Source organism: Atopobium sp. oral taxon 416 (genome assembly GCF_018128285.1).
Lineage (GTDB): Bacteria > Actinomycetota > Coriobacteriia > Coriobacteriales > Atopobiaceae > Olsenella_L.
Genome location: NZ_CP072380.1, coordinates 1,047,927 through 1,061,487 on the forward strand (window position 1 = coordinate 1,047,927; position 13,561 = coordinate 1,061,487).

Genomic DNA, 13,561 nt, shown 5'->3' on the forward strand with positions numbered 1-13,561 from the left:
GGGCATTGCACTAAATTAAGTGTTATAGGATAAAAACATATGAGAGAGGTATGGTAACCTTCTTTTTGTAGTGAGAGGCTACCGAAAACAACATATTGAAGGTTGATGAGCATGAGTCAACACCAGACGCCGTCTGTAAAGGGAACAGATGACCAAATGACCGTGCGGGATCTCGAAATCGGAGAGACCGCGCAGATTGATACGGTCGGTGGAACGGGTGCGCTGAGACAGCATTTTCTGGACATGGGTGTCATCCCCGGAGCGGACATCACACTGATCAAGTACGCTCCGATGAGCGATCCGATGGAATTCACCATCAGCGGCTATGAGCTGTCGCTTCGTCTAGCGGATGCAGCAAAGATCACCTGCCACCTGGTCACCCGCAAAGAAGCGAAACAGGCTCAGGATGCGGTACAGGCGCAGGCTGACAGCCTGATGGAGGCGCCGCAGGTAAGGCACCCCGGCCTCGGTGAGGAATCTGAGGGCGCCTATATCGATGCCCGTACGAAGGACCACTCACATCCGCTTCCGGACGATGCCACCTTAAGTTTCGCGCTTGCCGGCAACGAGAACTGCGGAAAGACAACGCTCTTCAACAAGCTGACCGGCGCCAACCAACACGTCGGCAACTTTCCGGGCGTCACGGTGGATCGTAAGGAAGGCTCCATTCTGGGGCATCCCAACACGAAGGTCACCGACCTGCCAGGCATCTATTCGATGAGTCCGTATTCTTCAGAGGAGTTGGTCTCCCGGCAGTTCATCCTGCAGGAGCATCCCGCAATCATTGATATTGTCGATGCCACCAACATCGAGCGTAACCTCTATCTGACGATGCAGCTGATGGAGTTGAACCGCCCGATGGTATTGGCGCTCAACATGATGGACGAAGTCCAGAACAACGGCGGTTCCATTGACGTGAACCGTATGGAGGATATCTTAGGCCTCCCGGTCGTCCCGATTGCCGCAGTCAACGGTGAGGGTGTCGACGAGCTCGTCGAGCACGCGGTCCACGTCGCCCACTATCAGGAGCTTCCGGGCAGACAGGACTTCTGCGATGAGAACGACCACGGCGGCGCGGTACACCGCTGCCTGCATGCCGTCATGCACCTGATCGAGGATCACGCGAAGCGTGCGGATATCCCGCTGCGCTTTGCCGCCACGAAACTGGTCGAGGGTGACAAGCGCGTCCAGGATGCGCTCAAGCTCGACCAAAATGAACTCGATGCGGTAGAGCACATTGTGCACCAGATGGAAAAGGAACGCGGGCTCGACCGTGCTGCAGCAATCGCAGATATGCGCTTTACCTTCATCCACAAAGTGGTCTCCGCCTGTGTGATCAAGCCGCTGGAGAGCAAAGAGACGATCCGCAGCCGCAAGATCGATGCGGTGCTGACTGGTAAATACTCCGCAATCCCCATGTTTATCTTGATCATGGCGGCGATCTTTATCCTCACCTTCAATGTGATCGGTCCGTTCTTTGGGGACCTGATCACGATGTTCGTTGATTGGGTGACGGGTATCGTAGATGGGGCGCTGACGGCCGGCAATGCCAGCCTGGTCATCCATTCCCTGATCGTCGACGGCGTCTTTAACGCAGTCGGTACGGTGCTCCCGATTCTGCCAAACATCGTGGGCATGTACTTCTTCCTGTCACTTTTGGAGGATACCGGCTATATGGCTCGTGTCGCCTTTGTGATGGACAAACTGTTGCGTAAGATAGGACTCTCCGGCCGCTCCATCGTCCCGATGCTGATGGGCTTTGGCTGCTCGGTGCCGGCAGTTATGGCTACGAGAACGCTACCTTCTGAGCGTGACCGTAAACTCACCGTCGCATTGATTCCGTTCATGAGCTGCTCGACCAAGCTGACGATCTACGGCTTCTTCACCGCAGCCTTCTTCCCTGGGCAGGGCGGTCTGATCATGATCTGCCTTTACCTGTTGGGCATCCTGATAGCTATTCTGTTCGGTCGTATCGCGCACCTGACCGTCGCGAAAGGCGAGGCGGTTCCGTTCGTAATGGAGCTGCCGAACTACCGTATGCCAGGCTTGCGAAGCGTTGGTCAGCTGCTGTGGGAGAAGACCAAGGACTTCCTAACCCGTGCCTTCACCACGGTCTTTGCTGCTGCCGTTATCATCTGGTTGCTGCAGACCTTCAGCCCGACCTTTGATATGGTCACCGATCCTGCTGACTCAATGCTTGCAGCCGTTGCAACCTGGATCAGCCCGATCTTCCGTCCACTCGGCTTCGGCGATTGGCGTATCACCACAGCTCTTATCGCTGGCTTCATGGCAAAAGAGGTTGTCGTCGCAACCCTGTCTGTGCTGTTTGGTTCCATGGCAGAGCTCACTGTAGCCCTTACACCGCTGGCGGTTATTACGCTGCTGGTTTTCTGCCTGCTCTATACGCCCTGCGTCGCGGCAATCTCCGCAATCCAGCGTGAGCTCGGCGGCAAGTGGGCCTGGGGTATCGTTGCCTTCCAGTGCATCGTGGCCTATGTGGTCGCACTTCTCGTCCACAGCGTCGGCTTGCTCTTAGGATTTGTATAACATTTTGAGTGGTAGGTACCATCAATAGTCTTGCGCACTTTCAGTCAGCCTGCCCATCACCCGTTAGGTGTGATTGAGTATCTCTTACGCTTCTTGGAGTAGGAGCAGCGCAGGCATCGTATAATCCACTCAGATTGCGGCTGCCACTATCGCTAGCCAGAAGTGGATATCTATCTGCGAAGAGGTAGGCATCGAGAGGTCGATGTCGCGCAAGAGCTGTACTTTCGACAACCAGTGCATCAGAAGGCTTTCCTCGGAGCTTCTGAAGACGGAGGTGTTCAGGAAGTGCAAGTGGGACGGCGTGACCCTTAAGGAGCTGGAGGAGCGCATCAACCACTACATCGTCTGGTACAACACAAAGAGGCGCAAGCGCTCACTCAAAGGAGTGAGCCCGATGGAGTTCAGGCAGAGCCTCGGCCTCGCACTGACAGCTTAGGTTTGTAGGTGGAATGGTACGGAAAACCGCTACCACCCTCAATCGGTAAGTCTGGGGTTGACTTTAACAACTGGCCTGCAGCTGCCCTGTCACGTCCTGCCGCGGGCATCCCGAAGGCCCGCCATGACCTTATAGGAGCATGGGCACTGCCAGCAGACCGGACTCTCCTGCTTCTAGCGCTTCTGTCAGTGTTGTGTCTAACCTGCCGATAGGATGCCCATGATGGATGGAGGGCTTGCATGTCTGGTTCCGGGACGCTCTGCGCTAGCGTCGACACACACAAGGACAACCATGTACTGTGTGTGTTGGATGCCATGGGCAGAAGTGGCCTTCAGCGGAGAGTATCCGGCAGACAGGGCCGGATACGAATCGCTCGTAGAGGCGATTCGGGGATGCGGAATCGTGCAGTGTCGCTGTCATGGAGGTCCTGCGGCCCAAGCGAGACAAGAGGTGCAGCGGCTCCGGAGGAGATCCGCTCGAAGTACGGCAGGATGGGAACTTCCGAAATGATGAGGTCGCTTGCCAGGAAGAGGCCAAAGGGTGCTGAGCTGGTTGTCGACTCACTGCTTATGCTCCAGGCGCTTGCGAAGAACAAGGCAGACAAGCTGGAGGCACTCACAGTGGAGCTTGTGCAGGACAATGCGCCTGCCCTGCTAAAGGTAAGGGGGCTGCGGCTCGCTGCCCTCGGCATTTACAGCGCTGCGCGCAGCGGCACCCATCGAGCGGCAAGCCTGTCAGATACCGACTCAACCGACAGGCTTTCCGGGCGCTGTATACCATCGCGCTCAGCTGCATGCGCTACGACAAACGGAGGCTGACCTACGTCTTCAAAAGGATAGCTAAAGGCACATCGAAGCGCGAGATCACAAGATGTTTGAAGAGATACATAGCTAGACAGGTCTTCCGTGCTCTTTTGAACCCGGGTGCCAAAAAGCACGAGTGCGAAGAGGGCCTTAAAGTCGAAACGGCTGTCGGCACACCTCACTTAGAGGGAGGCCGCTTTAAGGCTTTAACACCGAGCCCGTCAGGATCAACGAGATCGAGCGCGAAGCGAGGAAACACTGCGAGCTTTAGGACAGATACTCGATGCTCCTATCCGAAATATGCAAAAGACGTGAGATGACTCTTAATACACCATAGGGGCGTCCTTGGGGACACTACCGAGTTTCGTTGCCTTGCATCGTTGTCTTCCATCCGCATAGCGGGTGGATTTTCATGCCGAGCATTCCGCGCGGCACAGGCTAAAGCCTTTCATAAAAAATGGGCCGGAGGATTGAGTTCCTCTGGCCCACTACTCTATATGGTTCAGTGTGAGATTATTTCTCGCAGAGCCAGTAGGCGGTGTCGTACGCGCCCAGATCAGAGCCACCACCGAAGTCGTGCTGCTCACCGGTGATCAGATTGGTTCCCTGCCCACATTGGGCGTTGAAGTCAAGGTGTGCCGGTTTTGAATCCGCGTTGATTGCGACGATGACACGGCCGCTCTCGCAAGCACGCTGGAAGACTAATTGTTTCGGCTGGCACAGGAGCTCGTGATAGTCTCCCTCGCATAGCGCTTCGGCTCCGGCGGTCGTGAGGCGGGCCTTGGTGAGAGTTTGGATCCAGTCGGTGAGGTCGTTCCACTCGGGCTTGTCAAGTGACGGACGCTGCTCGTGGTCGCCGAACTTCTTCTCGCCCTCGATGCCCCATTCGCTGCCGTAGTAGACCGCAGGCACGCCCGGCATGCCAAAGAGCAGGCCGTAGAGCGGCTTCAGCTGCTTCTTATCGTTCAGCGTTGAGGCGATACGGCTGGTGTCGTGGTTATCGAGGAAGTTGAACAGGTGCTTACCAGTGTATAGGTCCCACGGCTTGTCGCCACTCTGGCGCTCCAGACTGTAGGCGATCTCATGCATGTTGGAGGAGTTCATTGAGCCCCACAGGCCTTTGTAGGCCTCGTAGTTGTAGACGGTGTCGCAGGCGTCGTCGCCCATCCACTGGTTGTAGTCACCGAACATCGTTTCACCCATTAGTAGGAACTTCTGATGGCGTTTTTCAGTGAGTTGGTTGGCCGTCTGACGGAGATACTTCAGGTATCCCGGATCCAGGCAGTAAGCGACGTCCAGTCTCAGTCCGTCGATATCGAACTCCTTTTCCCATCGCAGGATTACATCGTTGAGGTAGTTGTTGAGCTCGAGGTTGTTGTGGTTGAGCTGCACAAGCTCACTGACGCCCTGCCAGGACTCGTAGCTGAAGCCGTCATTGTAAGGGGAGTTGCTGTTCCAGTCGATGTTGAACCAGCCGACGTACTTGCTGTCTTGTCTGTTCTTGATAACATCTTGGAAAGCCCAGAAGCCACGGCCGACGTGGTTGAGTACGGCGTCGAGAATGACCTTGATGCCCTGCTGGTGCGCGGCATCGACGACCGCCCTAAGGTCCTCATTGGTGCCCAAGCGGCTGTCAACCTTCGTATAGTCGCGGGTGTCATAGCCGTGTGAATCGCTCTCGAAAACTGGGTTCAGCATAATGCAGGTGGCGCCGAGTTTCTTGGCCTGGACGATCCAGCCGTCATCGATGATCTTCAAAAGACGGTGCGGATCGTCGTTGGTAGCACCTTCAGCGCTGCCGTCGTTTCTCCAAGGTGCGCCGGTGAGGCCCAACGGATAGATCTGATAGACCATTGAGCCGTCGTACCAGTTTGCCTCGGTGAGCCAAGGCTGCTCCACAGCAGGTGCAGGTTGCGGTTGTGGCTTGTCCTGCTGTTTGGGTTGAACTTCTTCTTGAGCGTTGCCTTCTTGCGCTTCAGGTTCCAGCGTGTTCGTGGACGCTTCGGTCTGCTCCTCCTGCTGTTCGACAGGTGCTGCTTCAAGTGCCGCAAAAGCCTGCTTAAGCTTCTCAAGCAGCCCCAAGGTCTGTGCAACCTTCAGGACATCGTCGATTCTCATCCAGGAGTCTCCCTGCTCAATCTGTGAGACGACCTCACTAGAGACGCCGCTCTCCTGAGCCACTTGGTCAATTGATTTATGGGAGACTTCTCTCCACTGTTTCAGCGAGGTACCGATTTGGGCGGTGAAGTCGCTGTTCTTGTTCTCAGTCATTGTTCACCTCTGTCAAGGTAGTGTTCGTATAGAACATGTAACCAATCATTACATATTTGGCCATCATATAGTTGCGATATTGATGCTATTTCAACGTGTGTGGGATAACTACCCTGGTCCCATTATGGGTGATTACGTCGACTTTCATCCCGTAGATATCGCGAATGGTTGCCTCGGTGATAACTGAGGAGTCGCCAACGGTCTTGATGCTCCCTTCCTTCATCAGGATAAACCGGTCACAATACTGGAGGGCTAAGTTGATGTCGTGCATCACGGCAAGTACGCCGATCCCGCGATCGTTCACCTCGTGGTGCACCAACTGCATGATCTCTTGCTGATTGTAGGGGTCTAGGTTGTTGGTCGGCTCATCCAAGAGAAGATAGTCGGTCTGCTGGACAAAGGCGCGTGCCAAGGTTGCGACTTGTCGTTCACCGCCGGAGAGCTCATCCATATAGGAGAGGGCATGGTGGGAGAGATTGAGCCGTGCCAGGATGTCTGCGACCGCATCGAAGTCTTCCTGTCGGGGAGCACTTTCAATGTAGGGTTTTCTGCCCATCAGCACTGCGTCGAAGACTGTAGTGTGGGTAGCCTCCTCACGCTGGGCGACCATGCAGATCTTTTTGGCGCGCAGGCCCCGCTCCATATGCGGCAAGTCTTCGCCGTCGAGTGTGATGGTGCCGGAAGCGGGATGCAGGATCCCCATGATCAGAGAGAGTAAGGTCGATTTCCCGCAGCCGTTTTTCCCCAACAGGGCCGTGAAGCAGGCAGGTTTCACAGAGAGTGAGACGTCATGTAACAGGGCATTGCCGTGGGGATAGGCAAAGTTGATGTGATCGAGCTCAAGCATCAGTGACGAACCCCCTTGAAGAGTAGATAGATGAAGATGGGGGCACCGATGAGGGAGGTGATTGCAGAGACCGGCAGGATAGTCGGGGGGATCAGGAGGTTGCAGAGCATATCCGCAACGATCAAGACGCAGGACCCACACAGCGCGCTGGCAGGGAGCAGATAGCGGTAATCCGCACCCAAGATGCGGCGCATAATGTGGGGAGCGATCAACCCGACAAAGTTGATGATGCCGGCGCAGGCGATGACCGAAGAAGCAAGCAACGATGCGATAATCGTGTTGGAGAGCCTGACCCCCTTGACGGAGATGCCCAACCCATAGGCGAGGGTGTCGCCAGTCTCAAGGGCGTTGTAGTTCCACCGGTTGCAGAAGATGAAGATCGCACCGGCTGCTGTAATGATGCTGAGCAGCCGTAGCTGTTGGGTTGAGACGCGGGTCAGATCCCCGAAGGTCCAAAAGATGACGGTAGCGACCTGGTCGTCGGAGGCGAAGTATTGGATCAAGGTGGTGCCTGCGGTGAAGACCGCCGAGAGGGCGACGCCGAGCAGGACGATGCTCTCGGAGCTCATGTCACGCAAGCTCGAGAGTCCGAGAATAATAACAGTGGAGAGTATCGCGCCGATAAAGGCGCAGATGCCGGTGAGGTAGGGGTTAGCAGTGGAGGAACCCACCGTAGCAACCGCTGAGGTGGCGGTGCTGTCCGCAAAGAGGATGATCGCGACGGAGGCTCCGAATGCGGCGCCTTGGGAGATACCGAGGGTACTTGCAGAAGCCAGGGGATTTCTCAGCGTCGCCTGATAGGTGCAGCCGGCAAGTGCGAGCGCAATGCCGGAGACAATCGCGCTGAGGACCCTAGGCAGGCGAATGTTTTGGATGATTGCATCAACAGTGGGATCTGGGGATGCGTTGAACATACCCTGGACGATCTGCGCAAGGGAGAGCGTATAGGCTCCCAGTCCCATCGAGATCATTGCGAGCACAAACGTTATGAGTGCCATTATGACAATCACACGGCGTTTGTGTTTAATATAGCCGCCGTAGGCAGTATAGCTTGCCACGGCGGCGGTTACTTTAGATGTTTTGTAGGGATGCGTTTGTGTCATAGGACCTTATTTAAGCCTCGCAGTTACGACAGCGGCGGGAACGTCGAGAAGGTCTCACCGTTCTGCTGCATGTCGGTGTAGAAATCATACCCATCAAGCATCGTCGTATAGATCTCGCGGTATTTGTCGTCGAGGTTGACATCTGAGAAGGCATCTGGGTAGATAGTGGCGCCGATGAAGTAGGTGTCACAGATGCCGGTCCCGACATTGGTACCGTTAAAGTTATATGAAGGCTGCGTGTACAGGTTACCAGATCTGGTCGCGCTGAGGTTGCTGAAGAAGTCCGGGTTGTTCTCGTAGTCCTGGTCAATCACATCGCTGTTGGCGGCGTCGAGGAAGATGTAGTCTGGATCCCACTGGCCAATCTGCTCAAGGGAGACGTCGATCGCGCCATCCTGCCCTGTAGAGTCTGCGACGTTGTTCGCCTGCAGAATATCGGTGGGAGTGTAGTGGGCGTAGGTGCCGGTCCAGCTCTTCTTGCCGCGGTAGTTGATTGCGCCGACATACACGGAGGGTTTCGAATCCTGCGGAACAGAGGCGATGCGGTTGTCCAGATCCTGCTTCCACTCCTTCATCTTGGAGATGACGGACTGAGCATGGTCTTGGGTGTCCAAGGCCTCGCCAACACAGGAGATTGAGTCATAGATCCCATTGCTGAAGAGTTGGTTTTGGTAGGAGACGCCGATGACCGGAATGCCGGTCGTCTGCTGGAGTTGATCGCACTCGTCGGCGCTTCTGCTCGAGATGATCGTATCCGGCTTGAGCTGCATCAGCTGCTCGGCGTTTACATTTGTCTGATTCAGGTGGTTGCCGTTGCTCGTGGAGGGAAGATCGGCGAAGAGGTCCTTGTACGCCATTGCGTATGGGCGGTTCATGCCCGGGTTGGTCTCCATATCGGTGACGGCAATGAGCTTGTACTTGCCACCGGCGTAGACGACCAGCCGAGCGCCAGATCCTACAGTCGCGGCCGTGTTGACCTGCGTGGGGACCTCTACCTGTCTGCCATAGGCATCGGTGATGGTCTTCGTGTCGCTTTGCTGTTCTTGCTGGGTGTCGTCAGAATCGGACGAATTTGAAGTATCGCTCTGTGCGCAGCCCCCGCAGAGGGTGAGCGCCAGGAGCGCCACGATCATAAAGAGCACAGGGGTGTGTTTTCTGAGCGTCATGAGACTTCCTTTGTGTTGTGGAGTGGATAAGAAAATTTTGGTCCCATCCTAAAAGCTGTGGGCCGAGGCCTGCAGCATAGTGCCTGCAAAGACAGAAAAGCGGCCATCCTCTAGAATCTTGCATCGCAACAAGAAGATCCCGAACAAGGATGGAGCACGCTGACAAGTGTAGCATCGCCATCAGCCCAGCTGCCCGCCATTTCCCATGTCAAAGAAGCTCCTGCCTTCTTCCGGATCCCCTCCCATCTCGTGGGCTTCGTGCAGGCAGAAGAGCCTAAGGAGAGCGCACGCACAGAGGAGTTCGGGACGTCATCCAGAGGATGCCGGACACCACCTTGCATACTCTCCGTGCCGAGCAGGCTCGAAGTAAAGGACGCACCGTCGTGTCCCTGCCGCGGAAGGCCGATGGAGAAAAAAACAGGAAGGCTCCCATCGCACTTTGGCATCTCCCTCTCGGGATGGAGAGGCAAGGATAGAGGTGTCCCGGTCAAGATAGGCATGCAGGGAGTGCGGGGCCTCCTGCATCGAGGATGTGCCCTTCAGGGCTTCAGGCCAGCGCATCACGCTGTTGCTGCTTGCCTTCGTGTGTGACCTGCTTGCATTGGGGCAGACCCTCAAGGCGGTGTCGCCCACGGCAGGCTTCGACAGAAACGTCGTGAAAAAGATCGAGCGCGCGAGGCTCTCTGGGCTCTACACGGAAGGGGAAGGCAGCAAGCGAAAGCTGCGCAAGTCTGAGCGGCAGGGAAGGTATCTGGGTGCAGATACGTTCAAGCTTCACGGCGGGCACCGCTGCGCCACCGTGATCGTCGACCTCAAGACGGGATATGTGCTGTGGCTTGTCCATTCGAAGGGAAAGAAGGTCGTCCATGCCTTCTGCGACCACGTGGGCGAGGAGTGGATGTTTGCATGTAGAGGCCATAGCCTGCGACAATCGCGGATGAGATGCTCTTTGAGGCCTACTTGTGCACGCAGGAGCAGGACATGCGCGCAGCGATGGAGGGGATCGTCGCCTATGCCCGCCACCATATCAGCAGCGGCAGGGTCGAAGGGACCAACTGCATGATCAAGACGCTCAGGAGGGCAGGCTAGGGATACCCTAACGATGGATGCTTCTTCTTCAAGATATTCGATTGCCACCAGGCGCTACTCGAAGGCTTCCGGGGCTGGTGCGTGATGGGTCTGCACACAGGTTTTAGGACTGAGCCAAAATTATTAGTGCACGGTACAGCAGCGGGTTTTTATATCTATCTAAGATTGGGCTTTTTCTGACACCGTGACAAAAAGGGCTCCACCTCGTTGAGAGCTGGAGCCTTGTATGCCTTACGAGCTGTGATGCTCAGGAATCTATTGGACCTGTGCCACCATCAACATGTTAGTAGACGTGATATAGTCGCCCTGTGACGGTGAGGTCTGAGGATCGCCTGCGGTCAGCACGACAATGTCGCCCGAGTCGATGAACTTGTGCTCCTTAGTGACATCGAGGGATTCATAGAGCGTCGCGGAGAGCGAACCCTGCTCGACGGACTTAATTGCCTCAACACCCCAATAGAAGCAGCACTTGCGGATTGTGTGGTCAGAGGGGGACAGCGCGATGATCGGAAGATGCGGACGGAAGTTTGAGATCAGGCGTGCGGTTCTGCCAGAGTGTGTCGGAGCGATGATGCACTTGGCGTTGACGCGCTGCGCGGTCGTGACAGCGGCGAATCCGATGGAGCTGTTCACGTTGCGTAGGCCTTCACGCTCGTGGTAGGTCTCACGCTGCTGCAGGTACTTCTCGGTCTCCATGCAGATTGATGCCATTGTCTTCACAGCCTCAACTGGATAGTGGCCTGCTGCGGTCTCACCGGAGAGCATGACGCAGTCGGTGCCGTCATAGACGGCGTTTGCGACATCGTTGGCTTCAGCGCGGGTCGGGCGTGGGTTTCTGATCATGGAGTCAAGCATCTGGGTTGCGGTGATGACCGGCTTATAGACTAGGTTGCACTTTCTGATAATGGTCTTCTGGATGTGTGGGACTTTTTCGGTCGGAACCTCAACGCCCAGGTCACCACGGGCGACCATGCAGCCGTTGGAAGCTGCGAGGATCTCGTCGAAGTTTTTGACACCCAGGGCGCTCTCGATCTTCGGGAAGATGTCGATGTGGCGCTGGCCGTTCTCATAGCAGATCTGGCGGATCTCCTTGACGGCGTTCGCATCGCGGATGAAGGAGGCAGCGATTGCGTCGATACCGAGCTTGCAGCCGAAGGTGATATCAGAGCGGTCCTGCTCGGTGACGGAGGGGAGGTTGAGGAAGAGGTTCGGGACGTTGACGCCCTTGCGCTCGCCCAACTCGCCGCCAGACTCGACGACGCAGTGGACCTCTTCTCCCTCGACGGACTCGACCTTGAGGCCGATGAGTCCGTCGTCGATCAGAAGCTTAGTGCCTGGCTTGACCTCGTGGGCCAGATTCTTGTAGTCCAGCGAGATGAGGTCGTGGGTGCCCACGATCGTGTTGTCGGTCGTGACCGTGGTGTGCTCACCGACGTTGAATTGGATGGGCTTGTGATCCTTCAGCAGGCCGGTACGGATCTCAGGGCCTTTGGTGTCGAGCATAATGGCAACAGGGATGCCAAGCTTCTTTGACATTGCGCGAACGCGCTCAATATTCTTACGGTGATACTCATGTGTGCCATGGCTGAAGTTAAACCGTGCGACATTCATACCGTTGAGGATGAGCTGCTCCAGTACTTTGTCGTCGTCCGTTGCAGGTCCCATGGTGCAAACGATCTTCGTCCGCTTCTGCATGTCTTACTCTCCTTGTCTTGGCATGGGCCAGGCTATAAAAACACGGGATATCCCTTTGATATCCCTTTGTTTGCATTGTTGGCAGTTCCGCGTCCATAACCGATGAGCATTATACTAATTTGATTCGTGAAGGTAAGAAAAAAGAGGTTCAGAAGAAACGAAAGGCAACAAAAAGTCTGGGGTCATATGTGTGTCGCTTATGACCACGCTACCACACAATGGGTCTTTTACGTGGATATATGTATGCAGATTATGCAAACGAGCGCAATTGTGTCGTAAACGTTAAATAAAAACCGCCCACAGCGGTGACGCTGTGGGCGGAGATGTACAAGCCTTCGAATCTGTAAGACTAATCGACGCCAGGAGCGGTAACGACGCTCTTCGGGATGTAGTCCTCGTGCTTCGTGTAGTGCTCAGCGTTCTCAATCGTGCACTTTGCAATCTGCTCGAGTGCTTCCTTGGTGAAGAAGGCCTGATGTGAGGTCATAACAACGTTCGGGAAGGAGCAGAGACGTGCGGTTACAGAGTGACGCAGAATGTCGGACTCACGGTCCTTGTAGACGTTTGCGTTCTCTTCCTCGTAGACATCGAGGCCCACAGCGCCGAGTTTTCCAGAACGGATGCCACGAATCAGAGCGTTCGTATCAACAAGTGCACCACGAGCGGTGTTAACGAAGACGACACCGTCCTTCATCTCTGCGATGGAGTTGTCGTTGATCAGGTGGTAGGAATCCTTGTTGAGGAAGGCATGCAGGGAGATGAAGTCAGCGCGTTGATAGAGCTCGTCGTAGTCGACGTACTCATCGACGATGCCCTCGTCAACGAGCTTCTGGTTCGGGTAGAGGTCAGCGCCCAGGACGTGCATGCTGAAGCCCTTGCAGATATGGGCCAGTGCGGCACCGATACGGCCGGTGCCGATGATGCCGGCAGTCTTGTGATAGAAGTTCTCGCCGACGAGGCCCTCAAGGGAGAAGTTGTTTTCGCGAACACGGATGTAACCCTTGTGGATGTGACGGTTAGCGCACAGAGCCAAGCCCATTGCGTGCTCTGCGATCGCCTGCGGTGAATAGGCTGGAACGCGGACGACAGTCATGCCGAGCTTCTTTGCCATAGGTACGTTGACCGCATCGAAGCCGGCACAGCGCATAAGGACGAGCTTTACGTTCAGGCCAGCGAGCGCCTCGAGCGTTAGAGCGGACACATCAGCGTTTACGAAGGCGCAGACACCGTCATACCCTTTAGCCAAACCGGCGGTCATAGGATCGAGGTTTGCTCTGATGAAGTCGCATTGGACATCAGGATAGTCCGGTAACACTTTCGTAAAGGAATCTCTGTCATAGCTCTTGGTTTCGTAAAACAGGAATTTCATAGTGTTCCTCCAACACATTGGTCGTCACCGAAATCCGGTGATACTCCTACCTGTAACCTAACCGAAACGGCTTATCCAAATAGTAGCTTGAAAACTTGGCATTTGTCACCGTCATCTTAAAATTATTAGTCCCTCTGAACGATTTTTCTTGCCTGTTGTGCAATTCCTCTGTGATCTGCAAGAAAAACCGTCTTAACGGTTGGAATTCAAACAAATTGGTATGGTTGCAAACAAT

The 13,561-nt window shown here is 55.4% G+C and carries 11 protein-coding genes; 4 read left to right on the forward strand and 7 right to left on the reverse strand.

What is annotated here, in order from left to right:
• The first annotated feature begins 111 nt into the window (after positions 1-111).
• The 3 genes from feoB (at position 112) to J4859_RS05705 (ending at position 3,801) form a co-directional block, all read left to right on the forward strand.
• Positions 112-2,547 (forward strand): ferrous iron transport protein B, encoded by a 2,436-nt coding sequence (gene feoB / locus J4859_RS05695; protein ID WP_249113766.1) that lies wholly within the window; start codon positions 112-114, stop codon positions 2,545-2,547.
• Between the two features lie 202 nt (positions 2,548-2,749).
• On the forward strand, positions 2,750-2,983 hold the full coding sequence (locus tag J4859_RS05700) for an IS3 family transposase (protein ID WP_212334054.1): 234 nt from the start codon (positions 2,750-2,752) through the stop codon (positions 2,981-2,983).
• 491 nt (positions 2,984-3,474) lie between these two features.
• On the forward strand, positions 3,475-3,801 hold the full coding sequence (locus J4859_RS05705) for a hypothetical protein (RefSeq protein WP_212334057.1): 327 nt from the start codon (positions 3,475-3,477) through the stop codon (positions 3,799-3,801).
• A 498-nt stretch (positions 3,802-4,299) separates the two neighbouring features.
• Here the strand turns inward: J4859_RS05705 and J4859_RS05710 are convergent, their stop codons facing one another.
• From J4859_RS05710 to J4859_RS05730, 5 genes are all read right to left on the reverse strand, one after another.
• Positions 4,300-6,057 (reverse strand): alpha-amylase family glycosyl hydrolase, encoded by a 1,758-nt coding sequence (locus J4859_RS05710; RefSeq protein ID WP_212334060.1) that lies wholly within the window; start codon positions 6,055-6,057, stop codon positions 4,300-4,302.
• Positions 6,058-6,142: 85 nt separating this feature from the next.
• The gene (locus tag J4859_RS05715) at positions 6,143-6,904 is read right to left on the reverse strand and encodes an ABC transporter ATP-binding protein (RefSeq protein ID WP_212334063.1); all 762 of its coding nucleotides are present in this window, start codon (positions 6,902-6,904) and stop codon (positions 6,143-6,145) included.
• Positions 6,904-8,007 (reverse strand): iron ABC transporter permease, encoded by a 1,104-nt coding sequence (locus tag J4859_RS05720; protein WP_212334066.1) that lies wholly within the window; start codon positions 8,005-8,007, stop codon positions 6,904-6,906. Before J4859_RS05720 ends, J4859_RS05715 begins: the two co-directional genes overlap by 1 nt.
• A 23-nt stretch (positions 8,008-8,030) precedes the next feature.
• The gene (locus tag J4859_RS05725; RefSeq protein ID WP_212334069.1) at positions 8,031-9,173 is read right to left on the reverse strand and encodes an ABC transporter substrate-binding protein; all 1,143 of its coding nucleotides are present in this window, start codon (positions 9,171-9,173) and stop codon (positions 8,031-8,033) included.
• Between the two features lie 547 nt (positions 9,174-9,720).
• Positions 9,721-10,017: a hypothetical protein gene (locus J4859_RS05730; RefSeq protein WP_212334072.1), complete on the reverse strand. Its 297-nt coding sequence runs from the start codon at positions 10,015-10,017 to the stop codon at positions 9,721-9,723.
• 137 nt (positions 10,018-10,154) lie between these two features.
• Here J4859_RS05730 and J4859_RS05735 point away from each other — a divergent pair, with 137 nt between their 5' ends.
• Entirely contained in the window at positions 10,155-10,262 is a 108-nt protein-coding gene (locus J4859_RS05735) for a transposase (protein ID WP_212334075.1), read from the forward strand.
• 255 nt (positions 10,263-10,517) lie between these two features.
• Here the strand turns inward: J4859_RS05735 and pyk are convergent, their stop codons facing one another.
• Complete coding sequence (pyk, locus tag J4859_RS05740) at positions 10,518-11,957, reverse strand: pyruvate kinase (RefSeq protein ID WP_212334078.1); 1,440 nt, start codon at positions 11,955-11,957, stop codon at positions 10,518-10,520.
• A 349-nt stretch (positions 11,958-12,306) separates the two neighbouring features.
• Positions 12,307-13,326 carry a 2-hydroxyacid dehydrogenase gene (locus J4859_RS05745; RefSeq protein ID WP_212334080.1) on the reverse strand — a complete coding sequence of 340 codons (1,020 nt, stop codon included), beginning with the start codon at positions 13,324-13,326 and terminating at the stop codon, positions 12,307-12,309.
• Positions 13,327-13,561 lie beyond the last annotated feature (235 nt).

Excerpts from the sequence above, each read along its gene's own strand:
- feoB (WP_249113766.1), top strand. The coding sequence starts at position 112 with ATGAGTCAACACCAGACGCCGTCTGTAAAGGGAACAGATGACCAAATG.
- J4859_RS05700 (WP_212334054.1), top strand. The coding sequence starts at position 2,750 with ATGTCGCGCAAGAGCTGTACTTTCGACAACCAGTGCATCAGAAGGCTT.
- J4859_RS05705 (WP_212334057.1), top strand. The coding sequence starts at position 3,475 with ATGGGAACTTCCGAAATGATGAGGTCGCTTGCCAGGAAGAGGCCAAAG.
- J4859_RS05710 (WP_212334060.1), bottom strand. The coding sequence starts at position 6,057 with ATGACTGAGAACAAGAACAGCGACTTCACCGCCCAAATCGGTACCTCG.
- J4859_RS05715 (WP_212334063.1), bottom strand. The coding sequence starts at position 6,904 with ATGCTTGAGCTCGATCACATCAACTTTGCCTATCCCCACGGCAATGCC.
- J4859_RS05720 (WP_212334066.1), bottom strand. The coding sequence starts at position 8,007 with ATGACACAAACGCATCCCTACAAAACATCTAAAGTAACCGCCGCCGTG.
- J4859_RS05725 (WP_212334069.1), bottom strand. The coding sequence starts at position 9,173 with ATGACGCTCAGAAAACACACCCCTGTGCTCTTTATGATCGTGGCGCTC.
- J4859_RS05730 (WP_212334072.1), bottom strand. The coding sequence starts at position 10,017 with ATGGACAAGCCACAGCACATATCCCGTCTTGAGGTCGACGATCACGGT.
- J4859_RS05735 (WP_212334075.1), top strand. The coding sequence starts at position 10,155 with ATGCGCGCAGCGATGGAGGGGATCGTCGCCTATGCCCGCCACCATATC.
- pyk (WP_212334078.1), bottom strand. The coding sequence starts at position 11,957 with ATGCAGAAGCGGACGAAGATCGTTTGCACCATGGGACCTGCAACGGAC.
- J4859_RS05745 (WP_212334080.1), bottom strand. The coding sequence starts at position 13,326 with ATGAAATTCCTGTTTTACGAAACCAAGAGCTATGACAGAGATTCCTTT.